The sequence below is a fragment of the Bradyrhizobium sp. AUGA SZCCT0222 genome (genome assembly GCF_018130205.1).
Taxonomy (GTDB): domain Bacteria; phylum Pseudomonadota; class Alphaproteobacteria; order Rhizobiales; family Xanthobacteraceae; genus Bradyrhizobium.
Map to the genome: position 1 here is coordinate 70,333 of NZ_JAFCLX010000016.1, position 20,887 is coordinate 91,219.

Here is a 20,887-nt window from a genome sequence, read left to right on the forward strand (position 1 = left end):
AATAGCGTGATGAGCGCGTAGGCTCAGTCCCAGTCCTTGCCCTTCCAGGGCTTGATCTTCCACGGCGTCAGCGCTTCCAGCCGCCATTCCCGCCAATGCTCGGGCGGCCAGTTGCTGAGGCGCCTTGTGTCCTTGGGTGTGGCGGGGACGAGATCGACGATGCGCGAGACGTTGCGCCGGCTCTGGCGCGTCGCCTCGCTGATCATATCGACATATTCTGGTTTATCGGCCACTTCAGGCTCCTCGCGATGACCATTCCCGCAAGCAGCCAGTCTGCGCCCCGCGCCTTAACGAGGCCTTGCCAGAACGCCTCGATGTTGAGGCAACGCGCGTTAACGCCACTCCCTGATATCAACAAAATGCCCGGCGATCGCCGCCGCGGCCGCCATCGCCGGCGACACCAGATGGGTGCGGCCCTTGAAGCCCTGCCGGCCCTCGAAATTGCGGTTCGAGGTCGAGGCGCAGCGCTCTTCCGGCGACAGCTTGTCGGGGTTCATGGCCAGACACATCGAGCAGCCCGGCTCGCGCCATTCGAAGCCGGCCTTGATGAAGATCTTGTCGAGGCCTTCGGCTTCCGCCTGTTCCTTCACGATGCCAGAGCCCGGCACGATCATCGCGCTGACATGACCGTTGACGGTTTTGCCTTCGGCGACTTTCGCCGCCGCGCGCAAATCCTCGATACGGCCGTTGGTGCAGGAGCCGATGAACACGCGGTCGAGCTTGATGTCGGTGATCCTGGTTCCCGCGGTCAGGCCCATGTATTTCAACGCGCGATGTTTTGAGAGCCGCTTGGCTTCATCGGCGATCTGGTCGGGGTCCGGCACCATGCCCGTGATCGACACCACGTCCTCGGGCGAGGTGCCCCAGGTCACGATCGGCGGCAGCTTGGCCGCATCCAGCCGGATCTCGTGGTCGAAATGCGCGCCTTCGTCCGAGCGCAGCGTGTCCCAGTAGCGCATCGCGGCGTCCCACGCCTCGCCCTTCGGCGACATCGGACGGCCCTTGAGGAATTCGAACGCCTTTTCATCCGGCGCGATCAGGCCGGCGCGGGCGCCGCCTTCGATCGACATGTTGCAGACCGTCATGCGGCCTTCCATCGTCAGCGCGCGGATCGCGTCGCCGGCATATTCCAGCACGTAGCCGGTGCCGCCGGCGGTACCGATCTCGCCGATGATGGCCAGGATGATGTCCTTGCCGGTGACGCCGTCGGGCAATTTGCCGTCGACCACCGCGCGCATGTTTTTTGCTTTTTTCTGGATCAGCGTCTGGGTTGCCAGCACGTGCTCGACCTCTGATGTGCCGATGCCGTGGGCCAGCGCGCCGAACGCGCCATGCGTTGACGTGTGGCTGTCGCCGCAGACGATGGTGGTGCCGGGCAGCGTAAAGCCCTGCTCGGGACCGATCACGTGCACGATGCCCTGGCGCTTGTCGTGCTCGTTGAAATACGTGATGCCGAATTCCTTGGCATTGTCGGCCATCACCCGCATCTGTTCGATGCTTTCAGGGTCGGGATTCGGCTTCGAGCGATCGGTGGTCGGGATGTTGTGGTCGACCACGGCCAGCGTCTTCTCCGGCGCGCGAACCTTGCGGCCGGTCATGCGCAGGCCTTCGAACGCCTGCGGCGAGGTCACCTCGTGCACCAGATGGCGGTCGATATAGAGCAGGCAGGTGCCGTCATCGGCTTCGTGCACCAGATGGTCGTTCCAGATTTTGTCGTACAGCGTGGTGGGGTTGGACATGAGCGTAAGCTCCAAAAATGATTCTGTGTGAGCGGTCAGCGCGGTTAGGCGCGCAAGCAACGGGCAGTCAGCGCGGCATCAAAGGCCGCGGCTAAGCTCTGACGTCGCCGAGGTCGCAAAGCGTCCGAAGAAACGGCCGGGCAGGCGCGAGCGGTCGTCGATCACGAAGGGTGCGACGCGCCGGCCTGCAAAGCTGGTTTGATCTGGAACCATTCTAGCCTCATAGCACATGAGGTATCTAAGCGCGATATGCGTTTATATCCACCGTCATTGCGACCCGTTGGCTCGCAATGACGAAGAGCCCCAACAAAAAAGCGCGGGGCAAAACCCCGCGCTTTTGGTCACATCCCCCTGCAGGAGACGAATTACTCGCCGACGGCGGCCGCGCGCTCGGTCTTCTCGACGATGCGGGCCGACTTGCCGCGCAGTTGGCGCAGGTAATACAGCTTGGCGCGACGCACCTTGCCGCGGCGCACCACCTTGATCGAGTCGATCATCGGCGACATCACCGGGAAGACGCGTTCCACGCCTTCGCCGTAGGAAATCTTGCGAACGGTGAAGCTCTCATTGAGCCCGCCGCCGGAACGGCCGATGCAGACGCCTTCATAGGCCTGCACGCGGGTGCGCTCGCCTTCGACCACCTTGACGTTGACGATCACGGTGTCGCCGGGGCCGAACTCGGGGATCGACTTGGTCGCGGCCAATTTGTCGAATTGCTCTTTTTCGAGCTGTTGAATGATGTTCATTGAAATCTCCATCGGCGGCGCGCCCAGCCAGTCCAGCGCGGGCTGCGCGAACGTCCATCTATCCTGCTGTATGCTGCGGATTTGGCGCCCGTATAAGGCATCAAAGCGCGCTTGTCACCCGTCTGTCGTGCTTTTTGGGCGTTTTTGGCGGGTCTTAATCGCCCACAAATCCGGCCGCCGCGCCCTGGTCAGGGCTTCAGCCTCGGCCTGACGCCAGGCGGCGACCTTGGCATGGTCGCCGGAAGTGAGGATTTCCGGGATCGTCCGGCCCTCGAACTCCTGCGGGCGGGTATATTGAGGGTATTCCAGTAGTCCTTCGGAAAAGCTCTCCTCGGTCCCTGAGGCCTGTTTTCCCATCACCCCCGGCAAAAGCCGCACACAGGCGTCGACCAGCACCATGGCGGCGACTTCACCGCCGGACAGCACGTAATCGCCGATCGAGACTTCCTCGAGCCCGCGTGCCGCAATGACCCGCTCGTCGATGCCCTCGAACCGGCCGCAGACGATCAGCGGCCCTGGGCCAGCGGCGAGCTCGATGACCCGGGACTGGGTCAATGGCCGACCTCGGGGGCTCATCAGGAGCCTTGGTCGATCGTTTGGACCGGACTGGCCGGTATCGGCGGCGTCGATGGCGGCCGCCAGCACGTCGGCGCGCAGCACCATGCCGGGCCCGCCGCCAGCCGGCGTGTCGTCAACGCTGCGGTGGCGGTCGGTGGCCGATGCCCTGATGTCGCGCGCTTCCAGCGCCCACAGGCCGGAGGCCAGCGCCTTGCCCGCCAGGCTGACGCCGAGTGGGCCCGGAAACATGTCCGGGAATAGCGTGAGGATGGTGGCGTGCCAGGGACTTTCAGAACAGGTCATTCAAAACCCATCACGTAAGCGTCGGAACGTCGTCGCCTTCAATTTCCTTGGGCAGTTCTATCACGACGCGGCCGGCCGCAAGGTCGACCGTCGGCACCACGGCATTGGTGAACGGCAGCAGCATCGTCGGGCCCTGCGGCGGCGCGATCTCGATGATGTCGCCGGCGCCGAAATTATGGATCGCGGTGACGCGGCCGAGCGGTTCGTTCGCGGCATTGACCGCGGCGAGCCCGATCAGATCGGCGTGGTAATATTCGTCGTCGTCGGTCTCAGGCAGTTTGTCGCGCGCGATATAGAGCTCGATGCCGTTGAGGCGTTCGGCGTCCTCGCGGGTGGCGACGCCTTTGAACGTGGCGACCAGATGATCTTTCGCCTCGCGGGCATGCGTCACCTCGAACTGGCGCGCGCCGTCCTTGGTCGTCAGCGGGCCGTAATCCCTCACGGCCAGCGGGTCTTCGGTAAACGTCCACAGTTTCACCGCGCCGCGCACGCCATGCGCGGCGCCGATCCGGGCGACACAAATCGGTGCTGCCACCGCCCCGCGCCGCTAGCGCTTATGACTTCGCGGCGGCTTCGGCAGCGGCCTTGCGCTCCTTGCGCGGCACGGCCTTTTCCGGATTGTTGCGCGCGGCGCGCTTCACGACACCGGCGGCATCGAGGAAACGGGTGACGCGGTCGGACGGCTGCGCGCCCTTGGCGAGCCAGGACTTGACCTTGTCCATGTCGAGCTTCAGGCGGGCTTCGTTGTCCTTCGGCAGCAGCGGATTGAAATGGCCGAGACGCTCGATGAAGCGGCCGTCGCGGGGAAAGCGCGAGTCGGCGACGACGACGTGATAGACCGGGCGCTTCTTGGTGCCTGCGCGAGCGAGGCGGATAACGACTGACATTGTATTCTCCGTAAGTTTGGTTTGATGTGATGAGAGTGAATTGATCGCGATTATTTCTTCTTGCCGGGGAAGCCGCCGAGGCCCGGCAATGTCGGCTTGCCGCTGAGGCCCGTAAGCCCGGGCAAATTCGGCAGGCCCTGACGCAAGCCCACCGGAATATCCTTCGGCAGCGCGGGCATGCCGCCGGGGCCGGCGCCACCGGGCATTTTCTCCGCCAGCGCCTTCATCTGTTCGGCCGACGGCATGCCGCCGCCGCCAAATCCCATCGCCTGCGCGATGCCGGCCATCGGGCCGCGCTTGCCCGAACCCATCGCCTTCATCATGTCGGCCATGTTCCGGTGCATCTTGAGCAGCTTGTTGACTTCCTCGACCTTGACGCCGGCGCCGGCCGCGATGCGCTTCTTGCGGCTGGCTTTGAGCACGTCGGGGCTCTTGCGTTCCTGCCGCGTCATCGAATCGATCACCGCGACCTGGCGCTTGATGATCTTGTCGTCGATCCCGGCGTTGGCGATCTGGTTTTTCATCTTGGCGATGCCGGGCATCATGCCCATCAGCCCGCTGATGCCGCCCATGTTCGCCATCTGCAGCAATTGCTCGCGCATATCGGCCAGGTCGAACTGGCCCTTGCGCATCTTCTCGGCGACGCGCGCCGCCTTTTCGGCGTCGATATTGGCCGCCGCCTTTTCGACCAGCGACACCACGTCGCCCATGCCGAGGATGCGGCCGGCGATACGGCTGGGGTGGAAATCTTCCAGCGCGTCGGTTTTTTCGCCGGTACCGATCAGCTTGATCGGCTTTCCCGTGACCGCGCGCATCGACAGCGCGGCGCCGCCGCGGCCGTCGCCGTCCACCCGTGTCAGCACGATGCCGGTCAGGCCGACGCGTTGGTCGAAGGCGCGCGCGAGGTTGACCGCGTCCTGGCCGGTCAGGGAATCCGCGACCAGCAGCACTTCATGCGGGCTGGCGACGGTTTTGATTTCCGCCGCTTCCGACATCATCTCTTCATCGAGCGTGGTGCGGCCGGCGGTGTCGAGCAGCACCACGTCGTAGCCGCCGAGCTTGGCGGCTTCCAGCGCGCGTTTTGCAATTTGCGCCGGCTTCTGGCCGGCGACAATGGGCAGCGTCGGAATGTCGAGATCGCGCCCGAGCACGGCGAGCTGTTCCATCGCCGCGGGGCGATAGATGTCGAGCGAGGCCATCAGCACCTTGCGCTTGTCGCGCTGGGTCATGCGGCGCGCGAGCTTTGCTGTCGTGGTGGTTTTGCCGGAGCCTTGCAGGCCGACCATCATGATCGCGACCGGCGGCACCGCATTGAGGTCGATGGTCTGGCCGTCGGCGCCAAGCGTGGCGACCAGTTCGTCATGGACGATCTTGACCACCATCTGGCCGGGTGTAACCGACTTGACGACGGTGGCGCCGATGGCCTGCTCGCGTACGCGGTCGATAAAGCTTCTGACGACGTCGAGCGAGACGTCGGCCTCGAGCAGCGCGCGACGCACCTCGCGCATCGCGGCATCGACGTCCTTTTCGGACAGCGCACCGCGGCCCGTCAGCCGATCGAGTATCCCACCAAGCTTTTCCGACAGATTGTCGAACAATGCCGTTATCCTCTGTCCTGCCTCAGGACGAATTTCCAAACACGATTACGCCCGAGGGCGCATCGCGCTGTCGGGCGTTGGCCTCCGGTCTCTAGGGCCGGGCGGCGGGTCGAAAAGAACGTCTTTCCGAGAAGTGCCGGGGTTAAACGCCCGGAAGCCATCAAAGTCAAGGGGAAACTAGGACGAAATGCCCTGGCCCATCGGACTTAAAGCATTGAAGTAGCTATATTTTATGTCGAAATGACGAGCCGGTGAGCGTTCTCTCCGTCGCGGGTTCCAACTTCGTCCGCGAACGCCATATAACGCCCCGTACCCGTTGTCCCTTGCCGCCCTATGTGATCGCGCCCGTGTCCATCACCCGCCGCCGTGTCTTTGCAGTGCTCGCCGGTCTCGGTCTGGCCGTCGGCGCGCCGTCTGTCTGGATGTCCCGCATGAAAACCTATGACGGCCCCGTTTCCGATCATTTCGACGGCCTGACCTTCTTCGATCCGGATGGCTCGCCGCCGAAATCATTGGCCGAGGTGCTGCGTTGGCAGTTCGGCGGCGGCCGGCAGCGCGCGAGCTGGCCGGATTGGGTGCCAAGTGCGCACGCCGATACACCGCCGCCGCGCGTTGATGGCAACAAGGTGCGGTTGTCGTTCGTCGGCCATGCGAGCTGGCTGATCCAGACTGGAGGCCTCAACATCCTGATCGATCCGGTGTGGTCGATGCGGGCCTCGCCGTTCAGCTGGGCCGGGCCGAAGCGCCACAACGATCCCGGTATTGCGTTCGACGCGCTGCCGAAGATCGATGTCGTGCTGGTGTCGCACGGCCATTACGACCATCTCGATCTGGCGACGCTGTCGAGGCTTGCGAAAACGTTTTCGCCGCGCGTGATCACGCCGCTCGGCAATGACGTCACCATGCGCGACGCGGATTCGGCGATCAAAGTCGAAGCGTTCGACTGGAAGGATCGCGTCGAACTCGGCAACGGCATCGCCGTGACGCTGGTGTCGACGCGTCATTGGTCGGCGCGCGGGCTGTTCGACCGCAACAAGGCGCTGTGGGCGAGTTTTGTGCTGGAGACGCCCGTCGGCAAACTCTACATCGTCTGCGATTCCGGCTACGGCGACGGCAAGCATTTTCGCCGGGTTGCCGAAGCACATGGCCCGCTGCGGCTGGCGATCCTGCCCATCGGCGCCTATGAGCCACGCTGGTTCATGCGCGACCAGCACATGAACCCGTCGGACGCTGTGAAGGCGCTGGCCGATTGCGGGGCGCAAACGGCACTGGCGCATCATCACGGCACGTTCCAGCTCACCGACGAGGCGATCGACGCGCCAGCGATCGCGCTGGGCGAAGCGCTGGACGAAGCGAAGATTCCGCGCGAGCGGTTTGCGACGTTGAAGCCCGGGCAGGTTTTCGAGGTCTAACGTCTTGTCGTCCCTGCGAACGCAGGGACCCATAACCACAACATGACGTGATTATGTCGAGCTGTGGCTCCAGCCTTTTTCAATAATTGGCAGCGGTGGCTATGGGTCCCTGCGCCCGTGCGCAATTGCGCACTAGGCAGGGACGACATCCCATTTACTGCGCGGCCTTGATCGCCCAGGACACGCTCACCGAAACCGACAGCGTCTCTTCGCCTTGCGCCACCGGCGCGCCGGCGGCCATCGGCGCTGCCATCTTGCCGCGAAACACCGGCGCGGATGCGCCTTCCTCGGAAATGCTGATCGGTTCGCCGAGCGTGACGCCGGCAGCCTTCGCATAGATATCGGCCTTGCGGCGCGCGTCCGCGATCGCCTTCTCGCGGGCCTCGTCCAGATGCTTGGACGGCTGCGTCACGATGAAATTGATGCCGCCGATCTCGTTGGCGCCGGCGCCGACCAGCACGTCGATCACGCCTGCGACCTTGGTGACGTCGCGGACCTTGATCGTGACGCGGTTGCTGGCGCGGAACCCAACGACGCCCGGCCGCTCCGCGGTTTTGGACGAGGTCGCATATTGCGGCTGCAGCGACAGCCGCGAGGTCTGGTAATCCTTTTCGTCGATCCCTGTGCCCTTCAGCGCCAGCAGCACCTTGCCCATGGCCGCGTTGTTGGCGTCGGAGGCCTCGCGCGCGGTCTTGGCGTCAGTGGCAACGCCGCCATCGATCTGCGCCTGATCCGGCGGCACCGACACGTTGGCCTCGCCCGTCACGGAGATGGCGGGCGGCGGCGCTGTCTGCGCCAGCGCGGGCGTGGCCACCAGCACGGCCGCGGTGATAACAAATGCGAGCGGATGCTTCATGTCTCTCACTTCAGCGGCACGTAAACATTGATCACCAGCTTGTCCTCTGCGGTCTTCAGCGGGTCGGTAATGTATTCCTCGACGAAGGTGTCTTTTGCTTCAAGTTTCTTGTCGTCGAGGTGATTGGTGATCGCCTCATAGGTGTTGTCCATGTTGTCGTAGGAGCCGCGATGGACAAACTTCAGGGCTTTGCCCTCGGGCGATTTGCCGATGCTCATGTCCTTGGTCAGGTTCTTCGGCTCCTGGTCGACTGGAATTTCGGCCAGGAACGTAAAGCCGCTATCGTCGGTCGAGGTGTAGACGATCATCGAATTGCCCGCTGCCTTGATGCCCTGCTTGTCGAGCAGCGCGTTCAGCGCCTTGAACGAATCGATCAGGGTGTCGAACGCCGAGTCCCAATTGGCGGTGCCCTTCATGACCACCACCTTCCTGGGCTCCAGCGTGAACTGCTCACCGAAGGGATCGGCGGTCTGAACGGCCGCAGGGGGCGTCGCCGGCGCTTGGGCGGCCGCGGGTGGCGGCGAGGGGGCAACGGACGGGCTTGCCACCGGTGCGGGGGCGGTTCCCGGTGCCGGGATCGCGGATGCCGCGGGTGAAGGCGTCTCCGCCGGGGCAGGGGAAGCAGAAACGGCGGGCGCCGGTGCCGCCGCGGAGGGGCTGGCAGCTGGCGAGGCGGCTGGTGCCGGCGCTTGCGCCAGCGCAGGGCCGCCCACCGCGATGGCTACCATCGGGATCAGCGCGGCCATGGCCGAGCGGAAACGGCTGATACGGTTCATTTTAAGCATTCTCCATCCATCCCAAGCGGTCGCGGTGTGTCCCGGCTCACGCCCGCAAAGACGCCGCCATCCCTAACATGCAAGGTCCGCCTTCGTCCCATGACAGATGCGTCATGGACCCCTGCGTACTAGGCAATCGGCCATTATTGGCCATATAAGACAGGCAGAAATTGGGAAATTCCATGAGCGCGCTGGCCAATCACGCATTCGCCAAGATGAACGGTATCGGCAACGAAATCGTCGTGGTCGATCTGCGCGACCAGCCGGCCAAGGTGACGGCGGAGGACGCGCGCGCCGTCGCCTCGCCCGCCGGCGTGCCCTATGACCAGTTGATGGTATTGCAGCCGCCGCGGCTGGACGGCACCGAGGCCTTCATCCGCATCTACAACAATGACGGCTCCGAGGCCGGCGCCTGCGGCAACGGCATGCGCTGCGTGGTGCGACGGCTGTTCGAGAAGACCGGCCAGACGGCGGTGACCTTTGAGACCCGCTCGGGTCTGCTCAATTGCTGGCAGGGGCCGCAGCCCGATCTCTACACGGTCGACATGGGCGCGCCAAAATTCGGCTGGCAGGAAATTCCACTCGCCGAGGAGTTTCGCGACACGCGTTACATCGAACTGCAGGTCGGGCCGATCGACGCGCCAATCTTGCATTCGCCGTCGGTCGTCAGCATGGGCAATCCGCACGCGATCTTCTGGGTCGACGACGTCAACGCCTATGATCTCGAGCGCTTCGGGCCGCTGTTGGAAAATCACCCGATTTTCCCCGATCGCGCCAACATCACGCTCGCCCATATCGTCGATCGCGACCACATCACGATGCGCACCTGGGAGCGCGGCGCCGGCCTGACCAGGGCCTGCGGTTCGGCCGCCTGCGCCACCGCGGTTGCGGCGGCACGGCTGAAGCGCACCAATCGCATCGTCGAATTGTCGCTGCCCGGCGGCAAGCTCTCGATCGAATGGCGCGAGCGCGACGATCATGTGCTGATGACCGGCACTGCCGATTTCGAATATGAAGGCCGCTTCGATCCGGCGCTGTTCGCCAGCGTCGCCTAGAGCATGATCCGGAAAAGTGTGAAGCGGTTTTCCCTCGCGACAAACGCGGAACGCGTTTGCGCGGAGATCATGCTCAAACGAAGAATAGCTTGATGGGCGTCGACGTCCTCACCTTTGGCTGCCGGCTCAACGCGTTCGAATCCGAAGTGATCCGGCACGAGGCGGAGAGCGCGGGCCTTTCCGATACCATCGTCATCAACAGCTGCGCGGTCACCAACGAGGCGGTGGCGCAGGCGCGGCAATCGATCCGGCGGTTGAAGCGCGAGCGGCCCGAGGCGCGCATCGTCGTCACCGGCTGCGCGGCGCAGACCCAGCCTGAAATGTTCGCCGGCATGGCCGAAGTCGATCGCGTCATTGGCAATGATGAGAAAATGCGTAGCGAGGCCTGGCGCAGCGCGCGCGCGGCGTTCGATTCCGGATTCGGGATCGCCGCCAGCGAGAAGGTCGCGGTCGCCGATATCATGGCGGTCACCGAGATGGCGCCGCATCTGCTGGAAGGTTTTCAGAGCGGCCTGCCGCGGGTGTTCGTGCAGGTGCAGAACGGCTGCGACCACCGCTGCACCTTCTGCATCATTCCCTACGGCCGCGGCAATTCGCGTTCGGTGCCAATGGGAGCTGTTGTCGAGCAGGTCCGCGCGCTGGTCGAACGCGGTCATGCCGAGATCGTGCTGACCGGCGTCGATCTCACGAGCTACGGGGCTGATCTGCCGGGTACGCCAAAGCTTGGCCAACTGACAAAACAGATCTTGCGGCATGTGCCGGAACTGAAACGCTTGCGGATTTCATCGATCGATTCCATCGAAGCCGATCGCGACCTGCTCGACGTCATCGGCGACGATGAACGCCTGATGCCGCATCTGCATCTGTCGCTGCAGTCCGGCGACGATCTGATTTTGAAGCGGATGAAGCGGCGGCATTCACGCGCAGATGCCGTCGAATTCTGCGCGCAGGTGCGCCGGCTGCGGCCGGACATCGCGCTCGGCGCCGATATCATCACGGGCTTTCCGACCGAGACCGAAGAGATGTTCACGCGTTCGCAGGATCTGGTCGAGGAATGCGATCTCACCTTCCTGCACGTGTTTCCCTATTCCAAACGCCCGGGCACGCCGGCCTCGCGGATGCCGCAGGTCGCGGGCGAAGCGATCAAGGAACGTGCGAAGCGCTTGCGCGCGACGGGTGAGGCGGCGTTGCGGAAGCGGCTGGCGGCCGAAATCGGCGCCACGCGACAGGTGCTGATCGAGAGCGGCAAGCAAGGGCGGACGGAGCACTTTTTGCCGGTGGCGATCAGTGGCGAAACGCCGGGCGCGGTGCGGGCGCTGACGATGATCGGACATGACGGCGCTCGGATGACGGGACGCTAGGCAAACATGGCTTTTGCTGTGAGCCTGCATTTCAATTCTGAAATAGCGGACGCTATTTCGGCGCGCTGGGCGCGGCTTGCAAATGCGGGCGTATCAAGTTCTATGCCTGATCTCAGGTTTCCGCCGCATGTGACATTGGCTGTTTATGACGATCTGGTGGTGGAGGCGGCGGTCGCTTCGCTTGATCGGATATTCGGCAAAGCCGATCAGATCACCGTCACCTTGACTGATTTTTCGACGTTTGGTGCCGGCAGCGGCGTTTGTTACGCGGCCCTGGCTTCTTCACCTGATCTGATGCGGTTGCATGCGACATCATTGGTGCGCCCGGCGAAACCTGCAGGCCACATTATCAAGCGGGATGCTGGACACCTCATTGTACCCTGGCAACGGGCATGTCGGATGCCGGATTGGATCAGGCGAAAGATCTACTTCAAGCGGATTGGCGGCCGCTTACGGGCGCATTCGAGACGGCGACGCTGGTTGAGTTTGTGCCGGTTGTTGAACTCAAGCGCTGGACCTTGGTCGCTACTCCCCGTTCCAGCCGCACGCCCTGAGCCGCTCGCGCATGTGCTCCGGCGCCGGAGCGACCACGCGCACCGGTTCCTTGTTCCTTGAAATCGGAATCACGATCTCGCGGGAATGCAGATGCAGGCGCGGCTCGCCGAAGCGGGGGCCGTTGCCGTAGATGTTGTCGCCGACGATCGGCCAGCCCGTGGCCGATGAGTGCACGCGCAATTGATGGGTGCGGCCGGTGACCGGTTCCAGCTCGAGCCAGGCGAGGCCATTGCCGCGGCCGCGCACTTTCCAGTTTGTGACGGCTTTTTGACCATCCGGATCCGGCTTTTGCCACCAGCCGCGCTCGACGTTGAGCCGGCCGAGCGCCATGTCGATGGTGCCTTCATCTTCGGCAGGTCCGCCTTCGACGACGGCCCAATAGGTCTTGCCGATCTTGCCGTGCTTGAACAGCAGGCCGAGCGAGGCCGTGGCCTTGCGATGGCGTCCCAGCACGAGACAGCCGGACGTGTCCTTGTCGAGGCGGTGCGCCAGCACCGGCGGCCGCGGCAGGCCGAATCGCAACCCGTCGAACGAGGTTTCCAGATTGGCGCCACCCTTGGGGCCGCGATGCACCGGCAGGCCGCAGGGCTTGTCGATGACCAGCATCAGCCCGTCGCGGTGAAGCACGCGGGCCTGAATTTCTTCCGCGGTCAATTCGGGAGCATCAAGGGATGTCCCGGGAATATCAATGGGTTTGTTGTGGCTTTCGTTCATGGCGCGAAACCGCTAACACACGTCCGACATGAGCGATACCACTCCCGGAACTCCAAAACTGAGCTGGTGGCGGCGGCTTTCGAGCGGCCTGAAGCGAACCTCGAGTTCGATCGGGTCAGCCGTTGCCGACCTCGTCACCAAGCGAAAGCTCGACCGCGCCATGCTCGATGATATCGAGGATGTGCTGCTGCGCGCCGATCTCGGCACCGAAGTGGCGGTGCGGATCGCGGACGCCGTCGGCGCCGGCCGCTACGACAAGGCGATCTCGGCGGATGAGGTCAAGGCGGTGGTCGCGACCGAGGTCGAGAAGGTGCTGGCGCCGGTGGCCAGGCCGCTGGTGATCGACGCCAATCAAAAGCCGTTCGTCATCCTGGTGATCGGCGTCAACGGTTCCGGCAAGACCACCACCATCGGCAAGCTGGCGGCGAAGCTCAGCGCCGAGGGCCGCAAGGTGATGCTGGCGGCCGGCGACACGTTCCGCGCCGCGGCGATCGAACAGTTGAAGGTCTGGGGCGAGCGCACCAAATCGCCTGTGATCGCGGGCGCGCAGGGATCGGATTCGGCCAGCCTCGCCTTCAATGCGCTGACGGCGGCGCAGGAGCAGAAGACCGACGTGCTGCTGGTCGACACCGCCGGGCGATTGCAGAACAAGGCCGAGCTGATGAAGGAGCTCGAAAAAGTCGTGCGCGTCATCAAGAAGGTCGATGCGTCGGCCCCGCATGCGGTGCTGCTGGTGCTCGACGCCACGGTGGGACAAAATGCACTGTCGCAGGTCGAGGCTTTTCATCGTACCGCAGGCGTCACCGGCCTTGTGATGACCAAGCTCGACGGCACCGCGCGGGGCGGCATCCTGGTGGCGCTGTCGGAGAAATTCAAACTGCCGGTGCACTTCATCGGGGTCGGCGAAGGCGTCGACGATCTGGCGCCGTTCACCGCGCGGGATTTTGCGCAGGCGATTGCAGGGATCGAAAGTTAAGATGGACAAGACCCAACCGCATCCGCTGTTCAAGCTCGCGACCGAACTTGGTCCGCTGCTCGTGTTCTTTGGCGCCAACGCCAAGTTCGGTCTGTTCGTCGCCACCGGTGCGTTCATGGTGGCGATCATCGCTGCGATGGTCGCGTCCTATGTGGTGACGAAGCATGTACCCATGATGGCGATCGTCACCGGCGTCATCGTCATCGTGTTCGGCACGCTGACCCTGGTGCTGCACGATGAGACCTTCATCAAGGTGAAGCCGACCATCATCTACGGCCTGTTCGCCGCGATCCTCGGCGGCGGCCTCCTGTTCGGCCGCTCCTTCATCGCCATCATGTTCGATCAGATGTTCAATCTGACGCCGCAGGGCTGGCGCATCCTCACCCTGCGCTGGGCGCTGTTCTTCCTCGGGATGGCGCTTTTGAACGAATTCATCTGGCGCACCCAGTCGACGGATTTCTGGGTGGGCTTCAAGGCGTTCGGCGTGATTCCGCTGACGATGATCTTTGCGATCGCCCAGATGCCGCTGACCAAACGCTACCATCTGGAGCCGGCCTCGCTGGAAGCCAGTGAAGCGGACGCGGGCGACGTGCGGAAGGGGTAGCTGGCACCGCTCTGACTCCCTCGCCCCGCGCTTGCGGGGAGAGGGTTGGGGTGAGGGGCCTCTCTCCGAGCAAAGATTGCCGAGGGACCTGTACCCCCCTCACCCGCCGCGCAAGAGCGCGTCGACCTCTCCCCGCAAGCGGGGAGAGGTCAGAAAAATCAGCTCTTCTGCTTGGCGATCACGTGGTCCTTGATCTTGTCGTAGGTCGCCTGCGGGACGATGTTCTTGTGCACCAGATCGTCCTTGCCCTTGTAGGGGCGGCCCGCGATGATCTTGGCGGAATAGGCCTTGCCGATCCCCGCCAACGCCTCGAGTTGGTCGGCGGTCGCCGAATTGATGTCGAGCAGATCGGCCTTCGGAGCCGGCGCCATCTTCGACTCCTGGGCCTTCGGCGCGGGAGCCATCTTGCTGTCGGATTTGGTCGCGGGCTGCGCGGTCTGGGCCATCGACGGGGTTGCCGTCATCAGGCCAACCGTGAGCGCAGTTGCGAGAAGAGAAGCGAGCGTGAAATGACGCATAGAAGTGTCCCTCCAAGGACGGTTTAAGTAACGCCATCAAGCTAGCTTCGAATTCGTGGCGGCGCCATGGCCGGCAAATGAACGGCAGATAAAAGCTGGAAATTATTTGAACTCGTCATTCCCCGATGCGCAATTGCGCATCTGAGGGCGTGCGAAGCACGAGCCCGGAATCCATCGTGAGGCTGATCGTGCTGCTAGATGGATTCCGGGCTCTCGCTTCGCGAGCCCCGGAATGACGGCGAGAGTTATGATCCCCGCAACGCCTTCTCGATCTCTGCCTTCAGCACGGTATCGACATTGGCCGGCGTGATCGGCCCGACCAGTTTGTAGAGAATCGTGCCTTCGCGGCCGACCACGAAGGTCTCGGGCACGCCATAGACGCCCCATTCGATCGAGGCGCGGCCGTTGCCGTCGGCGCCGACCATGCTGAACGGGTTGCCGTAGCGGCCGAGGAAGCGGCGGGCGTTGTCGGGGGAATCCTTGTAGTTGATGCCGACGATCTGCAGCCGCTTGTCCTTGGCCAGAGCGGTTAGTAGCGGCATCTCGTCATGGCATGGCACGCACCAGGACGCCCAGACGTTGACGACGCTGACCTTGCCCTTGAAGGCCGCCGGGTCGAACCCGGGAATGGCGATGCCGTTGTCGACCAGGCCTGCCAGCGCCGGCAGCGCGGTTTGCGGCGCCGGGCGGCCGATCAGGGCGGATGGAATTTTGGAGGGATCGCCGCCGTGCAGCCGCAGCAGGAACAGCCCGGCCACCGCCATGAAAACGATCAGCGGCAGCGTCACCAGCCAGCGCCGGCTTTGCCGCGGTGCGTCAGATGCCGCCGGCCCGCTCATCGGATATCCGCCGCACTGCGGCCGGAGCGCCTGGTGATGCCGCTGGCCTCGAGCTCGCGCAGGCGCTGCTTCTGGCGGCGAAAATCGATGGCGATCCAGGCAATCAGGATAGCGACCACCGCGGCGACCAGCGCGTAGGACGTCACGATGAAGGAGGCATAGGGACCGAGCGCCATCGCGTCACGCGGCCTGTTGGCTGGCTTGCATGATCTGCAAGCTGCGCACGCGGCGGCGCAGGATCTCGTTGCGCATCGCCGCCAGATGCAGCGTGATGAACAGCAGCGAAAATCCAACCGCCATCACCAGCAACGGAATCAGGAAGGCGCGGTCGAGCGTGGAGCCTCCCATCCGCAGCACCGAGGCCGGCTGATGCAGCGTGTTCCACCAGTCGACCGAGAATTTGATGATCGGCAAATTGAGCGCGCCGACCAGTGTGAGGATCGCCGCCGCCCGCGCCGCGCGCGAGGGATCGTCCACCGCGCGCCACAGTGCGATCAGACCGAGATACATCAGGAACAGGATCAGCACCGAGGTGAGCCGCGCATCCCATTGCCAATAGGTGCCCCACATCGGCCGGCCCCACAGCGAGCCCGTGACCAGCGCGAGAAATGTGAAGGCGGCGCCGATCGGGGCGGCCGCTTTCGCAGCGACGTCGGCGAGTGGATGCCGCCACACCAGCGTGCCCAGCGCCGCAAGGCTCATGACGCCCCACACGAACATCGATAGCCACGCGTTGGGGACGTGGATAAACATGATCTTGACGGTGGCGCCCTGCTGATAATCGTCGGGCGCCATTGCTGCCTGGTACAAGCCGATGAGCAGCAGGATCGCGGTCACGCTCGCCAGCCACGGCAATATGCGCGCCGTCAGCGTCAGGAATTTGGTGGGGTTGGCGAGGTCGATCAGCGTCATGGGCATCCTGATAGTCGGCGGCGGCGGAGCAGGCAATGCGGCTTGTTCTGTTCCATCAAGTGTTGATCGGCATCAAATTATCTAGTCCAGCCCGTGCCGCAGGCTGGCGGCTGCGGCAAACGGTCCGATCACGAAACTCACCAGCGAGATCGCGCACAGGATCGAAAACGGTGTTCCAAACGGCAGCGGTCCCGATATGGCGGCCTGCGACGCCGCGACGCCAAAAATCAGCACCGGGATCGACAGCGGCAGCACCAGCACCGCGAGCAGCAACCCGCCGCGATGCAGCGTCACTGCCAGCGCGGCGCCGATCATGCCGATAAAAGTCAGCGCCGGCGTTCCCACCAGCAGCGTCAGCGCCACGGCCGAGGTCGCGGTGGCGTCGAGATTGAGCATCAGCCCAAGCACGGGGGTCGCGATGATCAGCGGCAGGCCGGCGGCGAGCCAGTGTGCCAGCGCCTTGGCGGCACAGGCCAGTTCCAGCGGCGTCCGGCTCATCACGATCAGATCGAGCGAGCCGTCCTCGTGGTCTGATGTGAACAGGCGGTCGAGCGTGAGCAGACTGGCCAGCAGCGCGCCGAGCCAGAGAATGGACGGCCCGAGCCGCGTCAGCAGCGCCAGGTCAGGCCCGAGCGCAAACGGCATCAGCACGGTGACGGTGAGGAAGAACAGCACGCCGATCAGCGCGCCGCCGCCGACGCGCAGCGCGATCCTGATGTCGCGTCGAATCAGCGCGGCAAGGGCGGTCATGCCGGCCCTCCCATCCGCAATTCGCCCGCCTCGATCCCGAGCGGCGCATGGGTGGCAGCGACGATGATGCCGCCGCGCGCGAGGTGGTCGCGCATCAGGCCGGCGAACAGATCCTGTCCCGCGGCATCGAGTGCCGAGGTCGGCTCGTCCAGCAGCCAGACCGGCCGCCGCACCACGTGCAGCCGGGCGATCGACAACCGCCGCCGTTGGCCGGCCGACAGATACGCCGCCGGCAAATGCGTGGCGTGCGCGAGCCCTACCTTGGCGAGGCTTTCATTGGGATCGCTGGCGTCCCCGCCCAGGAAATCCCGCCAGAACGACAGGTTTTCAAGCACGCTGAGCGCGGGTTTGAGGGCGTCGCGATGGCCGAGATAGTGGGCCTGTTCGGGCAGCGTCAGTTCGCCCGCACCGCCTTCCAGCGCGACCGATCCGCCTGCCGGCACCAGCAAGCCCGCGATCAGCCGCAGCAGCGACGTCTTGCCGGACCCGTTGGGGCCGATAACGGCGAGCGCGTGGCTGGATGCGGCCTCGAAATCGAGCCCGGAAAACACCGCGCGCCCACCCCGCACACAATCGATCTGGCGTCCTGTGAGCCGCATCTTGCCTCGTTACGGCCCTTCAGAAAAGCTTGGGGTACCGCATCAGAATTTTTGGGTCGCGCAATGCTGCAGCACGATCGTGGTTGTGGCGGCGCATCTAGAAAGATTCTATAAGCCCGGAACTTGATGCAGCACACAACCGGCGGCCGCAAGCCGGTAAGCCGACCGCGCTGACGGTGTTTAAATACCCTTTGCCGGGTATAACTGAGAATTGGGATTTCCTGACATGACCTCGCTCGACAGCTTCAAATGCCGCAAGACCCTCAAGGTCGGTGGCAAGACCTACGTGTATTACAGCCTGCCCGCCGCCGAGAAGAACGGTCTGAAGGGAATTTCCAAGCTCCCCTATTCGATGAAGGTGCTGCTGGAAAACCTGCTGCGCTTTGAAGACGATCGCACGGTCAAGAAGGCCGACATCGTCGCGGTGTCGAAATGGCTGAAGACCCGCAAGCTCGAGCATGAAATCTCGTTTCGCCCCGCACGCGTGCTGATGCAGGATTTCACCGGCGTGCCGGCGGTGGTCGACCTCGCCGCGATGCGTAACGCGATGCAGGCGCTCGGCGGAGATGCCGAAAAGATCAATCCGCTGGTGCCGGTCGACCTCGTCATCGACCACAGCGTGATCGTGAACTTCTTCGGTGACAACAAGGCGTTCGGCAAGAACGTGGTCGAGGAATACAAGCAGAACCAGGAGCGCTACGAGTTCCTGAAGTGGGGCCAGAAGGCGTTCACGAATTTCTCGGTGGTGCCGCCCGGCACCGGCATCTGTCACCAGGTCAATCTCGAATACCTCGCCCAGACGGTGTGGACCCGCAAGGAGAAGATGACGGTCGGCAAGAAGACCGGCACTTTCGAAGTCGCCTATCCCGACACGCTGGTCGGCACCGATTCGCACACCACGATGGTCAACGGTCTCGCCGTGCTGGGCTGGGGCGTTGGCGGCATCGAGGCGGAAGCTGCGATGCTCGGCCAGCCGCAGTCGATGCTGCTGCCCGAAGTGATCGGCTTCAAGCTCAAGGGTCAAATGAAGGAAGGCGTCACCGCCACCGATTTGGTGCTGACCGTGACGCAGATGCTGCGCAAGCAGGGCGTGGTCGGAAAGTTCGTCGAATTCTACGGCCCCGGCCTTGATTATCTGTCGGTCGCGGACAAGGCGACGATCGGCAACATGGCGCCGGAATATGGCGCGACCTGCGGCTTCTTCCCGGTCGATGCCGCGACCATCGATTATCTGAAAACCTCGGGCCGCAAGGCCGATCGCGTGAAATTGGTCGCGGCCTACGCCAAGGCGCAGGGCCTGTTCCGCACCGCCAAATCGGCCGATCCGGTGTTCACGGAAACGCTGACGCTCGATCTTGCCGACGTGGTGCCCTCGATGGCCGGACCGAAGCGCCCCGAAGGCCGCGTCGCACTTCCGGCGGTCGCCGCGGGCTTCTCCGCGGCGATGACCAGCGAATACAAGAAGGCGGCGGATGCCTCGCATCGCTACGCCGTCGAGAACCGCAATTTCGATCTCGGCCATGGCGACGTCGTGATCGCGGCGATCACCTCCTGCACCAACACGTCAAACCCGAGCGTGCTGATCGGCGCAGGCCTGCTGGCCCGCAACGCCGCCGCCAAGGGCCTGAAGGCCAAGCCATGGGTCAAGACCTCGCTGGCGCCCGGCAGCCAGGTGGTCGCGGAATATTTGTCCAACTCCGGACTGCAGCTCGATCTCGACAAGGTCGGCTTCAACCTGGTCGGTTTCGGCTGCACCACCTGCATCGGCAATTCCGGCCCGCTGCCGGAGGATATTTCGAAGTCGATCAACGACAATGGCATCGTCGCCGCCGCCGTGTTGTCGGGTAACCGAAATTTCGAAGGCCGCGTGTCGCCGGACGTGCAGGCGAATTATCTCGCCTCGCCGCCGCTGGTCGTCGCCTATGCGCTGGCCGGCACCGTGACCAAGGACCTTTCGGTCGAGCCGATCGGCGAAGGCAAGGACGGCAAGCCGGTGTTCCTGAAGGACATCTGGCCGACCACCAAGGAAATCAACGCCTATATGAAGAAGTTCGTCACCGCGACGATCTTCAAGAAGCGCTACGCCGACGTGTTCAAGGGCGACACCAACTGGCGCAAGATCAAGACGGTCGAGAGCGAGACCTATCGCTGGAACATGAGCTCGACCTATGTGCAGAACCCGCCCTACTTCGAAGGCATGAAGAAAGAACCGGAACCGATCGTCGACGTGGTCGATGCGCGGATTCTGGCGATGTTCGGCGACAAGATCACCACCGACCACATCTCACCGGCCGGTTCGATCAAGCTGACCTCTCCGGCCGGAAAATATCTGTCGGAGCATCAGGTGCGTCCGGCCGACTTCAACCAGTACGGCACGCGGCGCGGCAACCATGAGATCATGATGCGCGGCACTTTTGCGAATATCCGCATCAAGAACTTCATGCTCAAAGGCGCTGATGGAAACATTCCGGAAGGCGGATTGACAAAACATTGGCCCGACGGCGAGCAGATGTCGATTTACGACGCGGCGATGAAGTACCAGGCCGAGCAGGTGCCGCTGGTGGTGTTCGCCGGCGCCGAATACGGCAACGGCTCGTCACGCGACTGGGCGGCGAAGGGCACCAGGCTGCTCGGCGTCCGCGCGGTGATCTGCCAGAGCTTCGAGCGCATCCATCGCTCCAACCTGGTCGGCATGGGCGTGCTGCCGCTGACCTTCGAGGACGGCCAATCCTGGACGTCGATCGGGCTGAAGGGCGACGAGAAGGTGACGATCCGCGGCCTGCAGGGCGATTTGAAGCCGCGCCAGAAGCTGACCGCGGAAATCGTGTCCGGCGACGGTTCGCTGCAGCGCGTTTCGCTGCTCTGCCGCATCGATACTCTCGACGAGCTCGACTACTACCGCAACGGCGGCATTCTGCACTATGTGCTGCGCAAGCTTGCAGCTTGAGTTCTGTTTTGACGCGTTTTCTACCGCAGATAAGTCTACGCAATCTGCGTAAACTTGATTGCTATGCGAACCGGTATCCACCCCCGGATCAAGTCCGGGGGCATGCTTCGCTTGAAAACGCTTTGAAACGCGGATTTGTGATCGGTGCCTCACTGCTACGTGAGTAGCGACCGGGAAGAAGG

General features: G+C 63.7%; 24 protein-coding genes. 7 read left to right on the plus strand and 17 right to left on the minus strand.

The features are described 5' to 3' along the window. Positions 1–23 precede the first annotated feature (23 nt). The 8 genes from JQ629_RS16405 to ffh form a co-directional block, all read right to left on the minus strand. Positions 24–233, minus strand: a complete 210-nt coding sequence (locus tag JQ629_RS16405) for a hypothetical protein (RefSeq protein WP_192739332.1) — start codon at positions 231–233, stop codon at positions 24–26. A gap of 99 nt (positions 234–332) precedes the next feature. After that, a complete protein-coding gene (gene leuC, locus JQ629_RS16410) occupies positions 333–1,739 on the minus strand; it encodes a 3-isopropylmalate dehydratase large subunit (protein ID WP_212413550.1) in 1,407 nt (468 codons plus the stop codon). 78 nt (positions 1,740–1,817) lie between these two features. Beyond that, positions 1,818–1,952 (minus strand): hypothetical protein, encoded by a 135-nt coding sequence (locus JQ629_RS37525; RefSeq protein WP_283815934.1) that lies wholly within the window; start codon positions 1,950–1,952, stop codon positions 1,818–1,820. Between the two features lie 152 nt (positions 1,953–2,104). Further along, positions 2,105–2,485, minus strand: a complete 381-nt coding sequence (rplS, locus tag JQ629_RS16415; RefSeq protein WP_212389413.1) for a 50S ribosomal protein L19 — start codon at positions 2,483–2,485, stop codon at positions 2,105–2,107. A 114-nt stretch (positions 2,486–2,599) separates the two neighbouring features. Beyond that, the gene (gene trmD, locus JQ629_RS16420) at positions 2,600–3,346 is read right to left on the minus strand and encodes a tRNA (guanosine(37)-N1)-methyltransferase TrmD (protein ID WP_212413551.1); all 747 of its coding nucleotides are present in this window, start codon (positions 3,344–3,346) and stop codon (positions 2,600–2,602) included. Between the two features lie 10 nt (positions 3,347–3,356). Continuing rightward, the gene (gene rimM / locus JQ629_RS16425) at positions 3,357–3,881 is read right to left on the minus strand and encodes a ribosome maturation factor RimM (protein ID WP_212413552.1); all 525 of its coding nucleotides are present in this window, start codon (positions 3,879–3,881) and stop codon (positions 3,357–3,359) included. 19 nt (positions 3,882–3,900) lie between these two features. Beyond that, positions 3,901–4,233 carry a 30S ribosomal protein S16 gene (gene rpsP / locus JQ629_RS16430; protein WP_192739327.1) on the minus strand — a complete coding sequence of 111 codons (333 nt, stop codon included), beginning with the start codon at positions 4,231–4,233 and terminating at the stop codon, positions 3,901–3,903. Positions 4,234–4,283: 50 nt separating this feature from the next. Next, positions 4,284–5,831, minus strand: a complete 1,548-nt coding sequence (ffh, locus tag JQ629_RS16435) for a signal recognition particle protein (RefSeq protein ID WP_212267623.1) — start codon at positions 5,829–5,831, stop codon at positions 4,284–4,286. A gap of 347 nt (positions 5,832–6,178) precedes the next feature. On the opposite strand from ffh, the gene JQ629_RS16440 reads away from it, so the two are divergent. Further along, positions 6,179–7,243 carry an MBL fold metallo-hydrolase gene (locus tag JQ629_RS16440; RefSeq protein WP_212413553.1) on the plus strand — a complete coding sequence of 355 codons (1,065 nt, stop codon included), beginning with the start codon at positions 6,179–6,181 and terminating at the stop codon, positions 7,241–7,243. 154 nt (positions 7,244–7,397) lie between these two features. On the opposite strand, the gene JQ629_RS16445 is transcribed toward JQ629_RS16440, so the two are convergent. Together JQ629_RS16445 and JQ629_RS16450 are read right to left on the minus strand one after the other, a co-directional pair. Beyond that, the gene (locus JQ629_RS16445; RefSeq protein WP_212413554.1) at positions 7,398–8,099 is read right to left on the minus strand and encodes an SIMPL domain-containing protein; all 702 of its coding nucleotides are present in this window, start codon (positions 8,097–8,099) and stop codon (positions 7,398–7,400) included. Positions 8,100–8,104: 5 nt separating this feature from the next. Next, positions 8,105–8,875 carry a GyrI-like domain-containing protein gene (locus tag JQ629_RS16450; protein WP_212413555.1) on the minus strand — a complete coding sequence of 257 codons (771 nt, stop codon included), beginning with the start codon at positions 8,873–8,875 and terminating at the stop codon, positions 8,105–8,107. Between the two features lie 182 nt (positions 8,876–9,057). Between JQ629_RS16450 and dapF the strand changes: the two genes are divergently transcribed. The 3 genes from dapF to JQ629_RS37905 all read left to right on the plus strand — a co-directional run bounded on the left by dapF (position 9,058) and on the right by JQ629_RS37905 (position 11,906). Continuing rightward, positions 9,058–9,930: a diaminopimelate epimerase gene (gene dapF / locus JQ629_RS16455; protein WP_212413556.1), complete on the plus strand. Its 873-nt coding sequence runs from the start codon at positions 9,058–9,060 to the stop codon at positions 9,928–9,930. Between the two features lie 92 nt (positions 9,931–10,022). Further along, on the plus strand, positions 10,023–11,291 hold the full coding sequence (mtaB, locus tag JQ629_RS16460) for a tRNA (N(6)-L-threonylcarbamoyladenosine(37)-C(2))-methylthiotransferase MtaB (RefSeq protein ID WP_212413557.1): 1,269 nt from the start codon (positions 10,023–10,025) through the stop codon (positions 11,289–11,291). A 6-nt stretch (positions 11,292–11,297) separates the two neighbouring features. Next, entirely contained in the window at positions 11,298–11,906 is a 609-nt protein-coding gene (locus JQ629_RS37905; protein ID WP_212413558.1) for a 2'-5' RNA ligase family protein, read from the plus strand. On the opposite strand, the gene JQ629_RS16470 is transcribed toward JQ629_RS37905, so the two are convergent. Then, the gene (locus JQ629_RS16470; RefSeq protein ID WP_212413559.1) at positions 11,817–12,560 is read right to left on the minus strand and encodes an RluA family pseudouridine synthase; all 744 of its coding nucleotides are present in this window, start codon (positions 12,558–12,560) and stop codon (positions 11,817–11,819) included. The two genes, JQ629_RS37905 and JQ629_RS16470, sit on opposite strands and share 90 nt — an antisense overlap. Before the next feature lie 28 nt (positions 12,561–12,588). Between JQ629_RS16470 and ftsY the strand changes: the two genes are divergently transcribed. Together ftsY and JQ629_RS16480 are read left to right on the plus strand one after the other, a co-directional pair. Then, positions 12,589–13,536: a signal recognition particle-docking protein FtsY gene (ftsY, locus tag JQ629_RS16475; RefSeq protein WP_212413560.1), complete on the plus strand. Its 948-nt coding sequence runs from the start codon at positions 12,589–12,591 to the stop codon at positions 13,534–13,536. A gap of 1 nt (position 13,537) precedes the next feature. Further along, positions 13,538–14,140: a septation protein A gene (locus JQ629_RS16480; protein ID WP_212413561.1), complete on the plus strand. Its 603-nt coding sequence runs from the start codon at positions 13,538–13,540 to the stop codon at positions 14,138–14,140. A 158-nt stretch (positions 14,141–14,298) separates the two neighbouring features. Here the strand turns inward: JQ629_RS16480 and JQ629_RS16485 are convergent, their stop codons facing one another. The 6 genes from JQ629_RS16485 to ccmA all read right to left on the minus strand — a co-directional run bounded on the left by JQ629_RS16485 (position 14,299) and on the right by ccmA (position 17,758). Continuing rightward, complete coding sequence (locus tag JQ629_RS16485; RefSeq protein ID WP_212413562.1) at positions 14,299–14,658, minus strand: ComEA family DNA-binding protein; 360 nt, start codon at positions 14,656–14,658, stop codon at positions 14,299–14,301. 245 nt (positions 14,659–14,903) lie between these two features. After that, positions 14,904–15,497 carry a DsbE family thiol:disulfide interchange protein gene (locus JQ629_RS16490; protein WP_212413563.1) on the minus strand — a complete coding sequence of 198 codons (594 nt, stop codon included), beginning with the start codon at positions 15,495–15,497 and terminating at the stop codon, positions 14,904–14,906. Further along, positions 15,494–15,673, minus strand: coding sequence for a heme exporter protein CcmD (gene ccmD, locus JQ629_RS16495; RefSeq protein ID WP_212413564.1), 180 nt, complete (start codon positions 15,671–15,673; stop codon positions 15,494–15,496). The genes JQ629_RS16490 and ccmD overlap by 4 nt, the downstream gene beginning before the upstream one ends. 4 nt (positions 15,674–15,677) lie before the next feature. After that, the gene (locus JQ629_RS16500; RefSeq protein WP_212413565.1) at positions 15,678–16,409 is read right to left on the minus strand and encodes a heme ABC transporter permease; all 732 of its coding nucleotides are present in this window, start codon (positions 16,407–16,409) and stop codon (positions 15,678–15,680) included. Positions 16,410–16,490: 81 nt separating this feature from the next. Continuing rightward, a complete protein-coding gene (gene ccmB / locus JQ629_RS16505) occupies positions 16,491–17,159 on the minus strand; it encodes a heme exporter protein CcmB (protein WP_212413566.1) in 669 nt (222 codons plus the stop codon). Next, positions 17,156–17,758, minus strand: coding sequence for a heme ABC exporter ATP-binding protein CcmA (gene ccmA / locus JQ629_RS16510; RefSeq protein ID WP_212413567.1), 603 nt, complete (start codon positions 17,756–17,758; stop codon positions 17,156–17,158). The genes ccmB and ccmA overlap by 4 nt, the downstream gene beginning before the upstream one ends. Before the next feature lie 226 nt (positions 17,759–17,984). Here ccmA and acnA point away from each other — a divergent pair, with 226 nt between their 5' ends. Further along, on the plus strand, positions 17,985–20,705 hold the full coding sequence (gene acnA / locus JQ629_RS16515; protein ID WP_212413568.1) for an aconitate hydratase AcnA: 2,721 nt from the start codon (positions 17,985–17,987) through the stop codon (positions 20,703–20,705). Positions 20,706–20,887: the final 182 nt, after the last annotated feature.